The following is an 18754-nucleotide window of genomic DNA, read 5'->3' on the forward strand; positions in this document are numbered from 1 at the left end:
ATCCACAGTTACTTCACCTCAAAACATACACATATGTATTGTTTGTGCAATATAGCATGAAAGCTGAAGCCAGGGGAATCGGGACTTTTGAAAGGTGGTGACAGCGCAGAACAGGGGCTTCCACAGCAGCAACTACCAAATTGATAGCGCGATACATCCATTCCACGAGGGCTACCGGCAGTTTTCTCTCGTAAGGTAGAAAATCAGCCTCCAACAAACCCGTTATGGGTATATCGACCCTGCTTAACGGCTGGTGCCGCCATTGCCGCAGTTCGTCGCATGGCGGTGGTGGCCGCGCGGCGGGCTTTGGATACTGCGGGGCTTTGTTGCCTCCCGCTACACAACACCCCTACACGCCGCCATGACACACACCTACCCGCTTTGGACCCGACGCGCCCCGCTGTGGGCCGGCATGCTGCTTGCAATCGCGAGCAGCGCCGTCAGTGCCGCCACCCCCGCTACACCCGCCCCCGCAGCCGCGATAGACCATTACCTGCAGACCGTGTTCAAGCCCGATCGCCCCGGCGCAGCGGTGCTGGTTGTCCCGCACGGCAAGACGCTGTTCAACAAAGCCTACGGCCTGGCCCAGGTGGAGTTGCAGGTGCCCATGCGCACGGACACGGTACTGGCCATTGCCAGTGTCAGCAAGCAGTTCACCGCGGCCGCCATCCTCAAGCTGGCGGAACAGGGTGCGCTGGATGTGAAGGCACCCGTGACCCGCTACCTGCCACAAGCACCTGCGGCCTGGAGCACGGTCAGCATCGAGAACTTGCTGACCCACACCTCGGGGCTGGGCAATCTGTATGACGATGCGGCGTTCCGGGCGCGCGTGCGGGAGGACTTCACACCCGAGCAGTTGCTGTCGGTCGCGGCTGGCAAGCCGCTGCTGTCAGCGCCTGGCACGCAGTTCCGCTATGCGTCCATCAACTACAGTCTGCTGGGCTTGGTGGTGGAGCGCCAAAGCGGCAAGCCGTTTGATGCGTATTTGCAAGAGCAGTTCTTTGGGCCGCTGGGCATGGCGCACACCACGGGTCTGTCGTACACCGGTGTCGTGCCCGGTCTGGCCACCGGCTATGGTGAAGGCCCGTCACCGGTGCCGTATTTCAGCCCCAGCCTGGGGTTCGCGGCGGGTGCGCACCGGTCCACCACGGCGGATCTGGCGCGCTGGAACAAGGCCTTGTACGCCGGCCAGGTAGTCTCCAGCGCCAGCCTGCGCACGATGACGACGGCCTACCGCGTGGCGGATGGCAGCGACACGCACTACGGCTATGGCACGCGGCCCCACACCATGAACGGCCAGCCCTACATCCAAAGCAATGGCGACATACCCGGCTTCCATTCCGAGACGGTTTACCTGCCTACGGACGACCTGTATGTGGCCGTGCTCCACAACGGCGAAGAGGCCCGGCTGGACCCCATTGCCAAACGCCTGGTGCAATTGGCGCTGGGGCAAGCACCCCAGGTGCTGAAGCCCATAGCGCTGACGACCGCGCAAACCCGGGCCGTGCTGGGCCGCTACGCGCTGGATGGCCGCGAGCGAACGATTCGGCTGGACGACGAGGGCCGCATCGTCAGTGACGTGCCCGGCGCCACACCCAGCCCGCTGTCGGCGTTGTCGGACGAAGAGTTCTACTTTGACGAAGACCCGGATGCCCGACTGCACTTTGACCTGCGCGACGGCAAGGCCGCGGCGGTGACGCGCTACAACGTGGACCGTGCGCCCATGGCCGCATTCCCGCGCGCCGACTGATCAGTCTTCGAGGTTCTCGTGGTGCGCCACCGCGCCCTGCTTCCAATAGGCCGCAGCGCGGATGGCGTGGCGGTCATGGCCTTTCTCGTCGACCAGTATCTTGCGCAGCGCGGCCATCGCCGCGGCCTCGCCCGCACACCAGGCATAGCCCTCGCCGCTGGGCAGGGCCAGCTTGCGCACGGCGTCCAGCAGCTCCTGCGTAGTGTTTACCCATTGCAGGCTGAGTGCGGCGGCGGTCTTGAAGCTGCGGCGGTCGGTCGCATCGGGCATGTGCAAGACAGCCATCACGCGGCTGCCGGGCGGTAGTTCTTCCAGCCTGCGGGCAATGGCGGGCATGGCGGTGTCGTCGCCCACCAGCAGGTGCCAGTCGTAATCCACCGGGATGATGAGGGAGCCGCGCGGGCCGGCGATGGTGGCGCGGTGGCCGGGCTGGGCCCCAGCAGCCCATTGCGCGGCAGGGCCGTCGCCATGCAGTGCAAACTCCAGCGTCAGCTCACCGGCACGGGCGTCGAAGTGGCGCGGCGTATAGTCACGGCGCACGGGCTCGGCGTCGCCCACATCCAGCAGCAGCTTGATGTGGTCGTCGAAGGACGCGCTGTTGAAGTCGGCCAGAGATTCACCGGCAAAGGTGACGCTCTTGAAATGGGGGCTGATGGATGCGACGCGGACGACCTGCAGGTCGCGGCGTTTGATTTCGTGGCGCACGCGTTGCACGCGGCTGACAGCAATAGTAGGAGTGCTCATGCTCGTTTTTTGGTCAATAGTTGATAATGTCTTTTAATTATGCGCACATCAGTTGATAATGTCAACCAACCCGCAAACGCGAGTGATGAAGGCGTGCTGGAGATCGTTCACCATGTGATGCACCAGTACCGCGCGCAGCAGTTCCGCGTGCTGCGCGACGGGCCGCACGACATCACGCATATGGACAGCAAGGTGCTGGGCTACTTCGGCCGCAACCCCGGCGCCACGCAGAGCGATCTGGCACAGCACAGCGGGCGTGACAAGGCGCAGTTAGCGCGCTTGATCAAGGGCTTGCGCGACCGGGGCCTGCTGGAGGGCGAACCCGACCCCGATGACCGGCGCAACACGCGCCTGTCACTGACCGATGCAGGACAAGCCGTGCGACGTGCCTTGCAGCAGCAGGGCAAGCGGCTCAATGCCACAGCAGTGGCCGGTATGAACGCCACGGAGCGCGAGCAGTTGACCCAGTTGCTGCTGCGGGTGAGCCAGAACCTGGCGAAGGACTGACTACGCCCAGTCGGCCGCCATGGCCCGCACCGTGTCCAGTACGCGCTGCTTGCTGGCATCCATGCGCTTGCCACTGCGCCAGGCCACCATGACCTCCCACTCCGACACGGGCAGGTCTTGCAAATCCAGCTTGACGAGACGGCCTTCGCGCAGTTCGCGCTTGACGGCGACCTCGGGCATGAAGGTCAAAAAGCCGTGCTCCAGCGCCATCTCGCGCGCCGCGCTGGCAGGCTGCACGGTGTGGATGGGGCCGGGCACGGTGCGCAGGCCGCGCAGCAAATCGATCAACTGGTAGCAGCCATCACCCCACGACTGGGGGGCCAACTGCTCATTGGCAATAGCAGCCAGCGTCTTGGGCTTTGAGCGCGCCAGCCGGTGGCTGCGGTGCACCACGGCCACAATGCGCGAGCGCCAGATGCGTTCCATCTGGATGCCCGCCATGGGTGGGCACTTCAGCACAAAACCCAGTTGTGATTTGCCGGTCAGCAGCTCTTCCATGATGGCGGGCGAATGGTCGGTGCGGCAGCGTATCTCCATCGGCGCCTGGGCCAAAGCCACGAGGATGGGGCCAAACACCACCGAGGCCAATGACGGCAAGCAGGCCAGCGTGACCAGGGGCAAGGGCGGCGTGCGCTGTATGGCTTTGCGGCCCTGGTCTAGCACTGCGATGGCTTCTTTGGCGGCGGGCAGAAAGGCATCGCAGGCGGCAGTAGGCAAAGCGCCGCGGCGGTGGCGCTGGAACAGTTGCGCGCCGATATCGGCCTCCAACTGACTCACCCGCTGGCTTACCTGGGGCTGCGACCACCGCCGACGCGCGGCCGCCTGGCTGAAGCTGCCGCAGTCCACGATATCGACCAAGAGCTGCAAATCATCAACGCTGAGAGACATAAGAAAAATCTATAGCAAGTATTACGAGTTAGCGACTTCCATAATAACTGCCAACACCCCAGAATGGGATCTTTCACGCAGTCGCCGCAGGGCCGCCCCAAGGCGACGATGGCCCCCTCGGGGGGCAGCGACCCGCGTAGCGGCGGAGCGTGGGGGCAATACTTTTTGGGACAACATGGCTGCACAACGCGCGCGAACGCTGGGGCGTCGCTTCATCATGCTCGACAACCTGCTGGTGGTTGCCGGTTTCTTCCTCGTCTTCCCACTGATCAGCTTGCATTTTGTGGACCAGATGGGCTGGGCTGCCGCGGCGGTGGGCCTGGCCCTGGGCCTGCGCCAGATGGTGCAGCAAGGTTTGGGTTTGGTGGGCGGCTCATTGGCCGATCGCTATGGTGCCAAGCCCCTGATCGTGGCCGGCATGCTGTTGCGCGCGGCGGGCTTTGCGGTGATGGGTGTGGCCCACCACCCGGGTGTGCTGGTGTTTTCGTGCTTGCTATCCGGCCTGGGCGGCATGCTGTTTGACCCGCCGCGCAGCGCCATGATCATCAAGCTGACCCGCAGCCATGAACGCAGCCGCTTCTACAGCCTGCTGATGATGCAGGACAGTGCGGCTGCCATGGGTGGCGCGCTCTTAGGTACTTGGCTCTTGGGCTTTGATTTCTTTTGGGTGGCCATGGGTGGCAGCGCTGCGTTTGTGTTGGCGGCCTTGGCCAATGCCTGGCTACTGCCCGCCTACCGCGTGGCATCCACCCGCACGGCGCCCCTGGCCGCGATGCGCACGGTGCTGAGTGACAGGGCGTTCTTGGTGTTTGTGTTCACACTGAGCGGCTACTACGCGTTGGGTGTGCAGATCATGCTGTTGCTGCCGGTGACCATCAAGCAACTGGCGGGCACCGCGCAGGCTGTGAGTTGGATGTATGCGCTGGACGCGGTGTTGTCCCTCACGCTGCTGTATCCGCTGGCGCGTTGGGGCGAACGTTATCTGCGGCTGGAGACCCGCGTGCTGGCCGGTGTATTGACGATGGCCGTCAGCATTGCCGCAATGGCCTGGGTGCACAGCCTGCATGCGGCCTTTGTGATGCTGTCACTGTTCTTTGTGGGGTCGCTGATTGCCGAACCCGCACGCGAGGCCTTGCTGGCGCGGTTTGCTCAGCCCCAGGCACGGGCCAGCTACATGGGCATGGGCCGCTTTGGCCTGGCCATTGGCGGGCTGGTGGGCTACACCGGTGGCGGCATGCTGCTGGACCATGCGCGTGCGCTGAACCTGCCCGCCCTGCCCTGGTTGGTGCTGGCCCTGGTGGGCATGGTGACCTGGTTGGCGTTGTATTGGCAGTTCTCTGCGGCCCGCAGCGGGACAGGCCTCAAACTGCGCACCGCTTAACACCGCACACGGTCAGCGCGTCATGCGCACCGGGTGGATGGTGTCGATGAAGAACAGCACATCCCAGTTCACACCCAGCTTGCCCTGCATGCCGACTTCCAATGGATGCGAGGCGTATTCATACGTGAACTGCGGCAGCTCCACCGGAGCCGTCGCCGTGAAACCGGTCAGCCTGTGGCCCGCCTTGCTGAGACGCGCCTCCAGGCTGTCGGCAGGTATGGCGGGAATGTCCAAGGGCTGCATGGTGATGAAGTCCAGCAGCGTGCCCTTGGCCCCGGTGAACTGCACCACCTTGTAGGCCGGGCCCCAGTGCCGGTGCATGACCTCGCCGGCCTGCAGGTTCTGCGGTCCGCGCTGAAAGCCGCGACCTACGTGCACGGTGTGGGCCCAGACAACGGCCTTCTTGCCGGCAAACAATTGGTCGGCCAGCCAGATGGCATTTGCGCCCATCTGGTTGTCGCGCTGGTAGTCTTTGCCGCCGCTCCAGTAGCTGGTGGCTTGGGATTCCACGCTCTTCGCAATCTGGCACCACCACTGCGCGCCAAAGCGCGTGTTGTCACCACGGTCTGCGCACAGTTCTTTTTGCAAGGATGCGGACAGGCGGTAGAACGCCGCCTGCTTGTCAGCCGCCGGCGCTTCGCGCTGCATCTTGAACAGGGTCTGTGACAGCGCGCTGTAGTTCTGCCAGTCGGCACCTTCGGCCAGCTTGGAGTGGCGGCCTTGCAGGAACTTGGCCAGCCCAGACACCAGTTCATCCTGGCTCAACTGGCCCGAGTGCTGGCTGTCGATACCCGCGAGCAGCAGCGGCGTGCCGGCCGCCTTTTGCTGGTCCAGGTAGCGCAGCATGCCGCGGCCTTCGTCGCTCTTGGAGTACATGAAGAAGATATTGCCGGGCGCCATGTCGTCGATCTTCTGGCCTTGGTCCTGCCCTGCGGCCAGGCGGCCCGTCTCGTAGAAGCCGCTCTCCAGCAGCAGCACGTCAAAGCCCATTTTTTCGTGCAGGTACTTCAGCAGCCGCGTCTTCAGCAAGAACTCTTCGCGCCCGCCATGGGTTTGCTCACCCAATGCGACCACGCGCGCATCGCCAATGGCCGCGGCGAAGGCCTTGAGATCGCTGTCGTCGGTCTGGGCCGGGTCCACGCTGCGCACGGCCCAGGGTCGTATGGGCAGATCGCTTGCTGGCGCCGCCAGCGCGATAGATTGGGCAGCGCAGGCCAGCAGGGTTGCCCCCCAAAGTCTCCATTTTTTCATCGTCACTCCACCTTTTAAAGAACCACATTGATACCACAATGACGCGTATCGCCGTAGAAAGTTCAATTTTGGTGGGATTTTCTTATTTTGGTCCTACCACAATAGGACCAAAATTCAAAATAACTACAAACCGTCAGTCGAAGAACACCGCTTCGATGTTGTTGCCATCGGCATCCAGCAGGTAGGCTGCGTAGTAGTTGGGCGCATAGTCCGGGCGCAAGCCAGGGGCGCCGTTGTCCTTGGCGCCGGCCGCCAGCCCCTGGGTGTGGAAAGCCTGCACGGCTTCGCGCGACGCGGCCCGCAGGGCCACATGCACACTGGAGCGGGCCTGCGCACCGCTGGCGTGCAGCCACAGCGCCGGTGCGCCCTTCGGGCCGAAGCCGGCATAGCCCTCGCCTTCAGATTCCAGGCCGTAACCGAGTGGAGCCAGTAGTTGGCGGTAGAACGCGGTGCTGGTGGCCATCTCTTGCACGCGCAATCCAATATGGTCGAACATGGTGGGGGATCCCTTCGTGGTGTTGGTTGATGAAGGAGTCCATGCTAGACAGCGCGTGCGATGCGCGCTTGGAAAAAATTGCGGTCGCCTTGGGCCGCTTGGCGGTAGCCGCCGGGCGAGGTGCCGGCCGCACGGCCAAAGCTGCGTACAAAGTTGGACAGGTCGCCAAAGCCCACCGTGTAGGCAATCTCGGTGATCGGGATCTCGGGGTGGTGCAGCAGGCGCGCGGCCTCGCGCAGGCGGCAACGGATCAGGTATTGGTGTGGTGTGACCCCCAATACGGCGGAGAACACGCGCAGAAAGTGAAAGGGGCTCAGGCCTGCGCGTATAGCCAGACTTTGCAGGTCGATGGCGTCTGCCGCATGCGCATCGATCCAGGTAGCGGATTCGACTGCGCGCCGCCTGTCTGCCGCCGCGACAGAAGGGGATGCGCGTCGGTTTGCGCCCAGCACCTGCACAAAGCGGGCCGCCAGCGCCAGGCCAATCTCGTCAAACCCTAAAGCATTGCGCCCCAGCACCGCGGCCTGCGCCATCTCACCCAACACGACCAATTCGGGCAGGGCCGGCATGGCACCGGATTGCCAGGCATCTGCCTTACCTGTCAACTCATCCGCCAACTCGGGGGCCAAAAAGAAGGCCAGGCATTCATCGCCGCAAATGTGGTGGTCGTGTGTGCAAAGGTATTCGTCGCCGGGCTGGCCAATCAACAAGGAGCCGGGCACCAGCTCATGCTGCCGCCCGCGCGTATGGCAGCCAAAACTGCCGCGGCGCACATAGGAAATGGACCAGCCGGCATGCAGCTCGGTATAGGGCGCGTCGGCGGGCGTCGCATCACACACATACTCGACGGCAGTCACCGGTCCGGTGGACAGGGTTTGGGTACGGGGCATGGTCGATGCAGTATAGGAAGAAGTGGTTCGCCCGTCAGCCCAGCCGCGACAGCAGGTGCTGGGCATGCTGGCGCACGGCGGAGTTCAACGCTTTGGGTTTGACGATGTCAAAGTCCAGATGCAAGCGCGCCAGTTCGCGCGCGAACCAGTCCAGATCATCGGCCTGCGCATCCAGCCGGATGCGCCCCCGCTCCTGCGTGAGCTTGCCGATGCTGGACGGAATGGCCCTGCGCACCGCGGCCATGTCGGCCTGCACGAAATGCACGACGATGCTGTGCGTGCGCTGCAGCGCGGCGATGGATTCGCGCAGATAGTCGAGCACGCGAAAATCCGCCGGCATGCCAAAGGACTTGGGACAGGCCTGCACACCCTGCACCCGATCCAGGCGAAAGGAGCGCAGGCCGCGGCGCAGGTGGCAGTAACCCACCACATACCAGGCGCCATACAGGTAGCCCAAGCCGTAGGGATCGACCTCGCGCACGGTCACCGAGCCGTCGAGCGCGCAGTAGGTCAATGCGATGGTTTGTGCGGCGCTGGCGCATTGGGTGATCTGGGCAAAGAATTCACTGCCGCTTTGCGCCTGCGGCGGCAACAAGTCCAGTGAGACGACCGCATTCAAATCGCCAATCTTGCGTTTCAGCATCTTGGGCATCACGCGGTCCAGCTTGGCCTGTGCGCTGGCCACGGCCGGCGTCATGTCGCTCAAGCCCAGATCGCGCGCCACACGCAGGCCCACCGACAGCGCCAGCGTTTCGTCATTGTTGAACATCATGGGCGGCAACTTGTATCCCGGCATCAGCGCGTAGTGGCCATCGCGCCCGCGCGTGCTGCGAATGGGCACGCCAAAGTTCTCCAGCTCAACGATGTAGCGGCGCACCGTGCGCCGGTCCACGCCAACCAGCTCGGCCAACTGGGCGCCACTGAGGCTGGCGTGGGATTGCAGCAGTTCGAGCGCGGCCAGCACGCGTTGCAAGGGCTTTTCCATATGCGAATGGTACGCCCGATATAGGACAGATATCGACCTATATCAATCCTAGACTGCAGGCATTCAGCAACCAGCTACCCACGACACAAAGGCACACACCATGGCACCCGATCTCTGGCTCTACTTTTTGGCGGTACTCGCCGTCATCCTGCTGCCCGGCATGGACATGGCCTATGTCATGGCCAGCAGCCTCAGCGCCGGGCGGCCCGGCGCCGTCAGCTCGGTGCTGGGCATTGCCACCGGCGGGGCTGTCCATGTGGTGGCAGGCGCCACCGGCATAGCAGCACTGATGGTGTTATTCCCCCACCTGTCGCGCGGCATGCTGTTGCTGGGCACCGTCTACCTGCTGTGGGTGGGTTGGGGCATTTACCGCAGCGCCGATGCTTCTGCAGCGCCCACACCGAACGATGTAGCGCCGCCACCGCTGTCGGGTGCCACCATCTACCGCCGCGCCGTGACCACGTGCCTGCTCAATCCCAAGGCCTATGCTTTTACGTTTGCGCTGTTCCCAGCGTTTGTTCGCGCCGATACACGATCTTTGGTGGCACAGACGCTGGCCATGTGTCTTATCACCGTTGGTACTCAGATAGCGGTCTATGGTGCTGTTGCCCTGTTAGCCCTCAGGTCTCGCAGTTTCTTGCAAACACGCCAAAGCCTGATGGCGCGCGCCATGGGCTCCATGCTGATGGTGTGCGCCCTACTGACCGCCACGCAAGCCTGGACATCCCGCTAAGAGTTTGGGCGGTAGAGCGTTCTGCGCAGGTAAAGGGGGAGCCCGCGTAGCGGGCGGAGGACACGGAGCAGAACGCTCTGCCGCCCAAACTCCGCCAGGGCAGTCAGCTAGCAGGGTTTTCAACGAGAAGGATCGGGAAACACAACCCCTTGCAGCCCACCCTTGCGCTCGAAAGGCTTCCACTGCCCCTCCGCCTGTGCCAAACGATCAGCCACCGCCCACCAGGCCGTCGGGTTCAAGCCTAAGCCAATGTGGCTGGCATAAACCTCGATGTTCTCGGTGTGCGGATTGGCCTTGCTGGGCGCCTGCAGGCTGGCCTGCCAGGCCACCACGCCATCGGTACGCGTGTAGATGGAGGTCGTAGGCACGGGGGGTGCCGTGGGCAGGTCGAACAGTTCGGTTTCATGCTCAACCTTGCGCCCGCTCGTGAGTTCGTAGACGCGCCAGGCATTGGTGCTCTTGTGCGAACCTGAGAACGGTGTACCCAGCGTGATCACGCTGCGCACGCACTCCGGCAGTTCCTTGGCCAGCTCACGGGCGTATACGCCGCCCAGACTCCAGCCGATCAGGCTGACTTTACGGCCGCTGGCTTCGAAAGCCGCACGCACCTGGCGCCGCGCCTCTTGCAGCACACCGGCGCGAGGGCCGAAGTTGTGGCTCTGGTTCCAACCCGCCACGTCGTAACCCAGGCCTTGCAGGTAGCCGCGCAACGGCAAGGTGGAGGTATCGCTGGCCGACAAACCGGGGAACACAATCACAGAATGCCCGTCGCCAGCGGGCGCACACTGCAGCATGGGCCAAGCCGGAATCAGCGCGCCGAACTCCCAGGGCGCCCGGAGTTCCATGGCCATCAGCAATGCACTGGGGGCCGGAGGGTGGGAAGAAGAACGCTCGGTGTGTCTAGTCTCAGTTGCCATCTCGTAAAAAAGGTCAGGCCAGCTTGGCCTTCTTCCGTGCTGCTGTTGTGGTGGAGACAACAGTAGCAGTTTTTGCCGCAGAGGGCCTGCGTTTGGCAGCAACATTAGAGGCAGGCCTCTTGCTAGCTGTCGCTTTGGAGACTTTCTGCGTCTTGGCTGTACGGGTTACTACCGAGGGTGGCGGCTCTTTTGCGGTGGGAACCGGCACGGGCAACGCGAACAACTCCTTGCCCTGCTCAAATGCGGCCTGCAAGGCATCGGTCAGGTCATGGATCGCCGGGACCGCCTGCTTGTCCCCAATCAGGCCAAAGTCCACGCTGCCAGCATAGGTCTGGATCGTGATGTTCAGCGCCAAGCCGTGCGTGATGATGCTGACCGGGTAAAAGGTCTTCATGCGTGCACCGGCCAGGTACAACGGTACCGGAGGCCCCGGCACATTGCTGATGGCCACGTTGGCCACAGCCGGCAGGCGCTCCACAATGCCACCGATCGACACCGTTTTGAAGGCAATCTTGGCGACCCCTCCCACCAGCAAGGGCGCCAACAAGCCCGGGTAATTGGTCGGCAGCACACTCTTCAAGTTGGCCAAGGCAGTCTTGACCTTGGCGGTGGACGCCATGATGGCCTGCAATCGCTTGACCGGGTTGGCAATGTGCGAGCCCAGGTCGACCAGCGACATGGAGGCTTGGTTGTTCATCTCCTTGTTGCTTTCCTCACGCAAGCTCACCGGCATGGCCGCAATCAGCGGCTTCTTGGGCACGCTGGCGTGCTGTTGCAAGTAGCTGCGCAGCGCAGTCGAACACATCCACAACACGATGTCATTGAAGGTACCGCCTACGGCCTTGGCCATGCTGCGGCACTCCGCAAAGGGCACGCTGACGGTGGCAAATGTGCGGTGGCGTGTGATGGCCACGTTGAAAGGGGTCTTGGGCGCCAAAGACATGGGGGCCTTGGGCTTGAGCCGGGCCAGGCCCTTGGCCCCGGGGGCTGCAAACGATTGGTCGCCAATGGCACTGCGTAGGCTGGACGCGGTCTCAGGCAGGGACCGCGCGATCTTGGCGTATTGCGCCAGCGTGTTCGAGAACGCCGCGCCTATCATTTCGCCGATCTTCAGATCAGCCCGCGTGCGGCCCTTGCGCGCAGGGTCGGGTGGCGCCACCTCGCGCGGCACCGGCCCCAGGTCGAGCATGGCATTGGCCAGTACGGTGCCGCCCTTGCCATCGAGCCCAGCGTGGTGGATCTTGGAGTACAAGCCCACCAGGCGCTTGCCATCGGCGGACTTGATGTTGTCAAAGACATAGAACTCCCACAGCGGGTGTTCCCGGTCTATCAGTTGCCCATGCAGGCGTGCACAGCTTGCCTCCATCTGCCGCATGGTGAGCGCGGTACCCGGTACCTGGCGCAAGTGAAAGTGCAGGTCAAACTTGTCGTCCTCCACCCACAGGGGATGGCCCAGGTCAAACGGCATGAAGGCCAGCTTGCGCGTGAAGATGGGCGCCAGATGGATGCGCTTGGCAAGATGGTCATGCACAGCCTGGTAGAAACTGCCCTTGAAGCCATCGGGCAATTCATAGACAACCATGGAGCCCACATGCATGGGCATCTCCGGCGTCTCCAGGTAGAGAAAGGTGGCGTCCAGGCCGCTCAGGGTTTTCATGGGCAGTGATTCTCCTTGTGACAAGAGTAACTGCCCCCTGGCTGGGGCGCCACTAGGGTTTGTGCGCGTAGTTCATCATCAATGGAAATCTCTGCTGGTCGTGACCAGCTCGCCCAAACGCGGCGTCATGTCCACCAGCCGCTTGGCAATCACATGGCGCACCTGGCCACCGCTCTCTTCGTCGCGCTGCCATACGCCATACACCGCCAGCAGGCGCGAGCGGTAGACCTCGTGTCGAAAGCGCTCCTTGATCGCACGCCACACGATGACATTGACGCTGCCGGTTTCGTCCTCCAACGTCATGAAGATCACACCCTTGGCGGTCTGGGGACGCTGGCGCATGGTGACCAGGCCGCAGGCGCGCACCAGGCGGCCGTGCGGCAACGTGGCCATGTGGGCGGCAGTCAGCAATCGCTTTTGCGTCAACTCTTCGCGCATCAGTGCCAACGGATGCCTGCGCAACGACAGGCCCAGGGCAGCGTAATCAAACACCACTTCTTCGCCCTCTTCGGCGGCCGGTAGCAAAAGTTCGTCTTCATCGATAGGCACGCCCTGCAGCAGCGCGGGTGCGGGCTTCAGGGCCGAGGCATCCCACACCTGCTGGCGGCGGTGGCCGGACAGGGACAACAGGGCATCGGCGCTGGCCAGGGCCTTGAGGTCAATCTCGTTCAAAGCGCAGCGCAGGGCCAGATCCTGGGTGTTCGCAAAGGGGGCCGTGGCACGCTCGGTGGCAATGCGTTCGCCGACATCCTTCTTCAGGCCGCTGACCAGGCGCAGGCCTAGGCGGACGGCGGGTTGCTCCCCGGGTACGGGCTCGCAGCGGGGAGCAGCGCCCCTGCTTTCCAGCGTGCAATCCCAGTCGCTGTGCGACACGTCAGCGGGGCGCACTTCAATCTTGTGGCGCTTCGCATCCTGCACCAGTTGCGAGGGGCCGTAAAAGCCCAGCGGCTGGCTATTGAGCATAGCGGCCAAAAAGCAGGCGGGCTCATGCCACTTGAGGTAACAACTGATGTAGACCAGGAGGGCAAAGCTGGCGGCATGGCTCTCGGGGAAGCCATATTCACCAAAGCCTTCCATTTGCTTGAAGATGGCCTCGGCAAAGTCCTCTGCATAGCCGTTCTTCAGCATACCTTGGACAAAACGGTCGTGGAACTTGTGAACCCCGCCTGAGCGCTTCCAGGCCGCCATGGAGCGGCGCAAGGCATCGGCCTCGCCGGGCGTGAAGCCGGCGGCCAGCACGGCGATCTGCATCACCTGCTCCTGGAAGATGGGCACGCCCAGGGTGCGCTTCAACGCATCCTTCAAGGCATCGCTGGGGTACTTGACGTTATCGCGGTCCTTGCGCGCCTTCAGATAAGGATGGACCATGCCGCCCTGTATAGGCCCCGGCCGTACGATGGCCACTTCCACCACCAAGTCGTAGTAGTCGCGGGGCCGCAGCCGCGGCAACATGCTCATCTGCGCCCGGCTTTCGATCTGGAACACGCCCACCGTATCGGCGTTACAGATCATGTCGTAGGTTGGATCGTCGTCGCGCGGAATGTCCTGCATGCGCAGGGGCTTTGGCAACCCTCGCTTCAGTGTGACCAGTTCCAGGCAGCGGCGGATGGCACTCAGCATGCCCAGGGCCAGTACGTCGACTTTCATCAGACCAACGGCATCCAGGTCGTCCTTGTCCCACTGGATGATGGAGCGGTCTGGCATGGCCGCGTTTTCCACCGGCACCAGACGGGTCAGCGGCCCCTGGGTCAGCACAAAACCACCCACATGCTGGCTCAGGTGGCGCGGAAACTTCTGCAACTGGATAGCCAGCGACATCCATAACTCCAAGTGCTCCACGGGCGGCGGCGCACAGTCCGGGCCCAGGCTGCCTACGGCGTCTTGCAGGCGCTCCACCAGCACCTCACGGTTGTACATGCCGGGATGCTCCTTGGCCAGCTCCGTGATCAGCGCAGCGGGAATCCCCAGCGCATGCCCCACATCGCGCAACGCGCTGCGCGGGCGGTAGCTGATAACGGTGGCGGCAATGGCGGAGCGCTCGCGGCCATACTTGGCATAGATGTACTGGATGACCTCTTCGCGCCTCTGGTGTTCGAAGTCCACATCGATATCCGGTGGCTCATTGCGCTCGCGGCTGATAAAGCGTTCGAACAGCAGCGAAGTCTCCTCAGGATTGGCCTCGGTGATATGCAGGCAGTAACACACCACCGAATTGGCCGCCGAGCCACGCCCCTGGCACAGGATATCCTGGCTACGCGCAAATCGCACGATGTCATGCACCGTCAAAAAATACATTTCAAATCGCAGTTCGGCAATCAGCGATAGCTCCGCCTCTACGCGCTCACGGATGTCCGTGGGCATGCCTTGCGGATACCGCTCCAAGGCACCGGCTTCGGTGTAGTGACGCAGGGTCTGTGCCGGTGTCTGGCCTGGCAGCACGGCCTCCAGCGGGTAGTGGTAGCGCAGCTCTTCCAAACTGAATGCGCACTTGTCGGCAACCAACAAAGTATTGGCCAGCCACTCCGCCGGGTAGAGCGCCGCCAGCCGTGCCCGCGACCGCAGGTGACGCTCGGCATTGGCCTGCAGGGCAAAGCCGCACTCGGTCACCGGCCGGCCCAGGCCCACGGCCGTCAGCACATCGTGCAGCGGTTTGCGTGAGCGCACGTGCATGCGCACGCCGCCCGTGGCCACCAGGGGCAGGCCCGTGCAGTGCGCCAGTTGCTGCAAACGCGCACGCTGCAAGGCGTCGTCCATTCCCAGGCGCAACTCCGCCGCCAGCCAGACGCTTGAGGAAAACAGGGCGCTAGCCCTCGTCGATATTGCATATGCCGCTTCCATATTGATAGCGCCCGAAAACAGCAGTAGCACTTCGCAATCCAGCAGACTGGCCCACAAGGCCTGGTTCTTCGCGCCATGCCAACCCACTTGGTACTGCCCTTTGGGAGCGGAGCAACGGGCCGCACTGATAAAGGCGCACAGATTGCCCCAGCCTTGCAGGTTGCGCGCCAGCACGACTGCAGTGAAGCTGGCTGGGGCTGCAGCGGACCCCGCCTTGGCAGAAGCGGTGTGCAAGGGCACGACAAACTCGGCACCCAGCAGCAGCTTGAGCGTGGGCTCCTGCCCCCCTTTCTCCTTCGCCTCCGCCTTCATCGCCTTCAGCTGCGCATGCGCCCGCACCACGCCGGCCACCGAGCATTCGTCGGTAATGGCCAGTGCGTGGTAGCTCAGAGCTGCGGCGCGCTCCACCAGTTCTTCGGGTTGGGACGCGCCACGCTGGAAGCTGAAATTCGAGAGGCAATGCAGCTCGGCATAGCCCGGCGGGGAGGCGGGGGATTCCATTGATATGCTGTATATTTATACAGTATAGTCGCCCGCCTTAGCTTGTCAAATCGCTGGCGTGCTACCCACGTCCGGCGCCAAGATCACCTTGTTGCGGCCCTGATTTTTGGCCTGGTACATGGCCGCATCGGCGGCTTGCACCAGGCTGGCGGAGCTTTGCCCCTGCTTGGGTACACAGGATGCGACGCCGATACTGATGGTGACCACGCCCGCCACCGTGGCCTTGGCGTGGGGCATGCCCAGGGATTGCACGGCCGCACGTATGCGCTCCATGGCGGCGTAGGCTTCTGCGCCATTCAGACCCGGCAGCACCACCACGAACTCTTCGCCGCCATAGCGGGCCACCAGTTCGCCGGAGCGCTGCACGGAATGGCCCAGGGTCTGGGCCAGCATCTTGAGGCATACGTCCCCTGCCTGGTGCCCGTAGTGGTCGTTGTAAGACTTGAACTGGTCCACATCCAACATGGCGATGGCCAGCGGCAGACCCCGGCGGCTGGCGCGCTGCCATTCGGCCTCCCACTCCTGGTCAAAGCTGCGGCGGTTGGCCAGGCCGGTCAGTCCATCGGTGGCACTCAAGGCCTGCAACTGGCGGTTGGCGGCCTCCAGTTCGGCGGTGCGCTGGTGCACCTTGTCCTCCAGCTCGCGGTTGGACGCGGCAATCTCCTCCCGCAAGCGGGCCTGCTCGGCTACATCCTGGCGCAGCCGGCGCGAGAACATGGCGCCGACCCACAGCAGCAAGAGCAGAGCGCCAATACGCATAGCCTGCGCCAGCAGACGCAGGTGGTCGAAGTAGGCATCGGTGCGGGCCAACTCACCGGTCAGGGCACCTACGGCCGTCTCGGTATTGATCTCGTAGATTTTTTTGGCCAGCACATAGGAGTCGTCAAACAACGACTGACGAGCCTCTTTCCAACGCTCCTGCCGCATCAGCTTCAGGGCAGCCTCTTCGGTGACATGCAGCTTGCGGTGGTCTTCGATCAGGGCCGACACCTCTTCCGACAGGTTTTGCAGCCGGGTCTGCTCGCTGACGGTCTTGAGCGTGGCCTCCAGGTCCGCATTGACGGTGTCATAGCTGGCGGTGCGCAGCGTGTTTTGCTCCAACACCGAGATCACCAGCATGCTGGTCAGCTCCTGGTTGAGGCGCACCATCCGCTCCAGGCCGGTGTTGATCTCCAGGTGGCGGGCGTGCAGCACATCGTCCTGCATGTCTACGTAGGAGCCCACGCCCATGGTCAACACCAGGACCACCACCGCGACATACATATTGGTCGTGGACCGCATCAACGCGCTACTCCAACACCTTGTCCGCCTTCTTCAGCAGGTCTGCCGGCACGCTGACGCCCTGCGCGCGTGCCGCTTTCAGGTTGATGACCAGGCTGAATTTCTCCACCGGCCCCCAGGGAATGTCACCGGGCTTGACGCCCTTGAGCACCAACGCGGCCTTCTTGCCGGCCGAATAGCCCACCAGGAAATAGTCCATGCCATAGGCCGCCACGGCGCCGCGCGGCACGCTGTCCACGTCGCCCGCAAACAGCGCGATGCGGTTCTTGTCGCAGACCCGGGCAATGGCATCCAGTTGGGCCACCGTGGTGTTGTCGGATGTGATGGTGATGGCCTGCACCTTGCCCACCAGCGAGTTGGCAGCCTGCTCCACATCGGCACTGCTGGCCACGTGTACCTCGACCAGCTCCAACCCCAAGGATTGGGCAGCCGTGCGCATGGCCTTGATGTGGGTCACCGAATTGGCTTCGGCCGGGTTGTAGATCGTGCCCCACTTCTTGGCCTTGGGCACGAACTTGGCATAGGTCTCCATCTGCAGCAGCACCGGCCACATGTCGCTGACACCGGTTATATTGCTGCCGGTCTTCTTACCCGGCGCGCTGTCCTTGGGCACCACGCCGGCATCCACGGGGTCGCTGATGGAGGAAAACACCACCGGGATTTTCTCCATCACCTTCACCACGGCCTGGCTGGTGGGTGTGGCGATGCTGTGTACCAGGTCGACCTTGTCGCCCTCAAACTTGCGGGCGATGGCCGTGGCCTTGGCAAGGTCGCCCTGGGCATTCTGGCGGTCGTAGTGGATGTTGACGCCCTCCTTGAAGCCGGCACTGGCCAGGGCGGCTTCAAAGCCTTTCTCATCCGCATCCAGCGCCGCGTGGGACACGATCTTGGTCACGCCGATGCGCACCACGCGCGGGTCCGCAGCATATGCTGGCTGGAAGGCCTGCACCACCAAGACCAATGCCAGCCCTGCGTCACACAGCGCTCTGCGCCACATCATCCAAGCCGCCATAGGGACCTCTTTCATCGTCATGTGGAGGGGCGTTTGTGCTTTTACCTGCCCCTACTGGACAGGGCTGCGTCCATCTTACGCCGCTGTAGCCTTTGCGCAATGACAAATGGGGCCTGCTCGCCTATAGTGCGACTCTCCCCCATACAGACAGGAAAGCCGCCATGACTCCTTCCCACCGCTTGCGCCAGACCATGAACACCTACACCCGCGCTCTGGGCCTCGCTTTGGCACTGGCCTTGCAGGCCGGCAGCGCCTGGGCAGCTACCCCTGCCAACTCCCAACTCACGGCCGATACCAAAGCCGCGCAGGCCCGCTATGAATCCGACAAGAAGCTATGCAACGACGAGACCACGTCCAATGCCCGCCTGCAATGCCGACGCGACGCCAAGGCCGAATACGACCAGGCACTGGCCGCGGCCAAAGCCAAGGCTGGCGCAACACCCACACCTGCTGCGCACGCAGCGGTAGCGGCGCCCACTGCACCGGCGGCCCCTGCCGCACCTGCTTGCACCGACTGCGGCCGCGTGCTGTCCATTGCTGTCACCGAGAAGGCCGGTGAATACAGCGCCGTGGGCGTGATCGCTGGTGGCGCGCTGGGTGCGGTATTGGGCAACCAGGTAGGCGGCGGCTTTGGCAAAGACCTGGCCACGCTGGCCGGCGCCGCGGGCGGCGCCTATGCCGGCAAGGTCATCGAAGAGAAGATCAAGACCCACAAGGTCTGGACCGTCACCGTGGTCTATGCCAACGAAAGCAAGGCGAGCTTTGACTTCACCAACGACCCCGGCTTCCAGGTGGGGGACCGTGTGAAGAACACGGGCAGCACCATCGCCCGCATGTAAACCCGGCTGGCTACCGTTTCGCTTTACAGTCTTTTACACGCCGGGTGCAGAGACGTCGTCAACTACCGGTTTGGCGGTGTCGTT

At 63.3% G+C, this 18754-nt stretch carries 16 protein-coding genes; 5 read left to right on the forward strand and 11 right to left on the reverse strand.

Translation table 11 applies throughout. The annotated features are described in order from the left end of the window. The first annotated feature begins 361 nt into the window (after positions 1 to 361). Positions 362 to 1750, forward strand: a complete 1389-nt coding sequence (locus AC07OO_RS05295; RefSeq protein WP_495081005.1) for a serine hydrolase domain-containing protein — start codon at positions 362 to 364, stop codon at positions 1748 to 1750. Here AC07OO_RS05295 and AC07OO_RS05300 read toward each other — a convergent pair whose 3' ends face one another. Beyond that, a complete protein-coding gene (locus tag AC07OO_RS05300; RefSeq protein WP_495081006.1) occupies positions 1751 to 2494 on the reverse strand; it encodes a siderophore-interacting protein in 744 nt (247 codons plus the stop codon). It abuts the gene before it with no gap. A 39-nt stretch (positions 2495 to 2533) separates the two neighbouring features. Between AC07OO_RS05300 and AC07OO_RS05305 the strand changes: the two genes are divergently transcribed. Beyond that, positions 2534 to 3001 carry a MarR family winged helix-turn-helix transcriptional regulator gene (locus tag AC07OO_RS05305; RefSeq protein ID WP_495081007.1) on the forward strand — a complete coding sequence of 156 codons (468 nt, stop codon included), beginning with the start codon at positions 2534 to 2536 and terminating at the stop codon, positions 2999 to 3001. Here AC07OO_RS05305 and AC07OO_RS05310 read toward each other — a convergent pair whose 3' ends face one another. Beyond that, positions 3002 to 3889 (reverse strand): LysR family transcriptional regulator, encoded by an 888-nt coding sequence (locus tag AC07OO_RS05310; protein WP_495081008.1) that lies wholly within the window; start codon positions 3887 to 3889, stop codon positions 3002 to 3004. 175 nt (positions 3890 to 4064) lie between these two features. On the opposite strand from AC07OO_RS05310, the gene mdtH reads away from it, so the two are divergent. Next, complete coding sequence (gene mdtH / locus AC07OO_RS05315) at positions 4065 to 5270, forward strand: multidrug efflux MFS transporter MdtH (protein WP_495081009.1); 1206 nt, start codon at positions 4065 to 4067, stop codon at positions 5268 to 5270. Positions 5271 to 5282: 12 nt separating this feature from the next. On the opposite strand, the gene AC07OO_RS05320 is transcribed toward mdtH, so the two are convergent. The 4 genes from AC07OO_RS05320 to AC07OO_RS05335 form a co-directional block, all read right to left on the reverse strand. Beyond that, on the reverse strand, positions 5283 to 6521 hold the full coding sequence (locus AC07OO_RS05320) for an erythromycin esterase family protein (protein ID WP_495081010.1): 1239 nt from the start codon (positions 6519 to 6521) through the stop codon (positions 5283 to 5285). A gap of 133 nt (positions 6522 to 6654) precedes the next feature. Next, positions 6655 to 7017, reverse strand: a complete 363-nt coding sequence (locus AC07OO_RS05325) for a VOC family protein (protein WP_495081011.1) — start codon at positions 7015 to 7017, stop codon at positions 6655 to 6657. 44 nt (positions 7018 to 7061) lie between these two features. Further along, positions 7062 to 7907 carry a helix-turn-helix transcriptional regulator gene (locus AC07OO_RS05330; protein ID WP_495081012.1) on the reverse strand — a complete coding sequence of 282 codons (846 nt, stop codon included), beginning with the start codon at positions 7905 to 7907 and terminating at the stop codon, positions 7062 to 7064. Between the two features lie 34 nt (positions 7908 to 7941). Then, on the reverse strand, positions 7942 to 8892 hold the full coding sequence (locus AC07OO_RS05335; protein ID WP_495081013.1) for a helix-turn-helix transcriptional regulator: 951 nt from the start codon (positions 8890 to 8892) through the stop codon (positions 7942 to 7944). Between the two features lie 100 nt (positions 8893 to 8992). Between AC07OO_RS05335 and AC07OO_RS05340 the strand changes: the two genes are divergently transcribed. Beyond that, complete coding sequence (locus AC07OO_RS05340) at positions 8993 to 9625, forward strand: LysE family translocator (RefSeq protein WP_495081014.1); 633 nt, start codon at positions 8993 to 8995, stop codon at positions 9623 to 9625. A gap of 119 nt (positions 9626 to 9744) precedes the next feature. On the opposite strand, the gene AC07OO_RS05345 is transcribed toward AC07OO_RS05340, so the two are convergent. The 5 genes from AC07OO_RS05345 to AC07OO_RS05365 form a co-directional block, all read right to left on the reverse strand. After that, positions 9745 to 10476, reverse strand: coding sequence for an esterase/lipase family protein (locus AC07OO_RS05345; protein ID WP_495081015.1), 732 nt, complete (start codon positions 10474 to 10476; stop codon positions 9745 to 9747). 79 nt (positions 10477 to 10555) lie between these two features. Further along, entirely contained in the window at positions 10556 to 12199 is a 1644-nt protein-coding gene (locus tag AC07OO_RS05350) for a wax ester/triacylglycerol synthase family O-acyltransferase (protein ID WP_495081016.1), read from the reverse strand. A 78-nt stretch (positions 12200 to 12277) separates the two neighbouring features. Beyond that, positions 12278 to 15538, reverse strand: coding sequence for an error-prone DNA polymerase (locus AC07OO_RS05355; protein WP_495081017.1), 3261 nt, complete (start codon positions 15536 to 15538; stop codon positions 12278 to 12280). 45 nt (positions 15539 to 15583) lie between these two features. Continuing rightward, positions 15584 to 16819 carry a GGDEF domain-containing protein gene (locus AC07OO_RS05360; protein WP_495081018.1) on the reverse strand — a complete coding sequence of 412 codons (1236 nt, stop codon included), beginning with the start codon at positions 16817 to 16819 and terminating at the stop codon, positions 15584 to 15586. Positions 16820 to 16826: 7 nt separating this feature from the next. Then, a complete protein-coding gene (locus tag AC07OO_RS05365) occupies positions 16827 to 17846 on the reverse strand; it encodes an ABC transporter substrate-binding protein (RefSeq protein WP_495081019.1) in 1020 nt (339 codons plus the stop codon). Positions 17847 to 17992: 146 nt separating this feature from the next. Between AC07OO_RS05365 and AC07OO_RS05370 the strand changes: the two genes are divergently transcribed. Continuing rightward, on the forward strand, positions 17993 to 18670 hold the full coding sequence (locus tag AC07OO_RS05370; protein ID WP_495081020.1) for a glycine zipper 2TM domain-containing protein: 678 nt from the start codon (positions 17993 to 17995) through the stop codon (positions 18668 to 18670). Positions 18671 to 18754 lie beyond the last annotated feature (84 nt).

This window comes from Rhodoferax sp. GW821-FHT07G04, assembly GCF_059418585.1.

Bases quoted from the DNA above. Each gene is read 5' to 3' on its own strand.
- mdtH (WP_495081009.1), top strand. From the start codon at position 4,065: ATGGCTGCACAACGCGCGCGAACGCTGGGGCGTCGCTTCATCATGCTC.
- AC07OO_RS05325 (WP_495081011.1), bottom strand. From the start codon at position 7,017: ATGTTCGACCATATTGGATTGCGCGTGCAAGAGATGGCCACCAGCACC.
- AC07OO_RS05340 (WP_495081014.1), top strand. From the start codon at position 8,993: ATGGCACCCGATCTCTGGCTCTACTTTTTGGCGGTACTCGCCGTCATC.
- AC07OO_RS05310 (WP_495081008.1), bottom strand. From the start codon at position 3,889: ATGTCTCTCAGCGTTGATGATTTGCAGCTCTTGGTCGATATCGTGGAC.
- AC07OO_RS05365 (WP_495081019.1), bottom strand. From the start codon at position 17,846: ATGAAAGAGGTCCCTATGGCGGCTTGGATGATGTGGCGCAGAGCGCTG.
- AC07OO_RS05330 (WP_495081012.1), bottom strand. From the start codon at position 7,907: ATGCCCCGTACCCAAACCCTGTCCACCGGACCGGTGACTGCCGTCGAG.
- AC07OO_RS05335 (WP_495081013.1), bottom strand. From the start codon at position 8,892: ATGGAAAAGCCCTTGCAACGCGTGCTGGCCGCGCTCGAACTGCTGCAA.
- AC07OO_RS05355 (WP_495081017.1), bottom strand. From the start codon at position 15,538: ATGGAATCCCCCGCCTCCCCGCCGGGCTATGCCGAGCTGCATTGCCTC.
- AC07OO_RS05345 (WP_495081015.1), bottom strand. From the start codon at position 10,476: ATGGCCATGGAACTCCGGGCGCCCTGGGAGTTCGGCGCGCTGATTCCG.
- AC07OO_RS05305 (WP_495081007.1), top strand. From the start codon at position 2,534: ATGCGCACATCAGTTGATAATGTCAACCAACCCGCAAACGCGAGTGAT.
- AC07OO_RS05320 (WP_495081010.1), bottom strand. From the start codon at position 6,521: ATGAAAAAATGGAGACTTTGGGGGGCAACCCTGCTGGCCTGCGCTGCC.
- AC07OO_RS05370 (WP_495081020.1), top strand. From the start codon at position 17,993: ATGACTCCTTCCCACCGCTTGCGCCAGACCATGAACACCTACACCCGC.
- AC07OO_RS05300 (WP_495081006.1), bottom strand. From the start codon at position 2,494: ATGAGCACTCCTACTATTGCTGTCAGCCGCGTGCAACGCGTGCGCCAC.
- AC07OO_RS05295 (WP_495081005.1), top strand. From the start codon at position 362: ATGACACACACCTACCCGCTTTGGACCCGACGCGCCCCGCTGTGGGCC.
- AC07OO_RS05350 (WP_495081016.1), bottom strand. From the start codon at position 12,199: ATGAAAACCCTGAGCGGCCTGGACGCCACCTTTCTCTACCTGGAGACG.
- AC07OO_RS05360 (WP_495081018.1), bottom strand. From the start codon at position 16,819: ATGCGGTCCACGACCAATATGTATGTCGCGGTGGTGGTCCTGGTGTTG.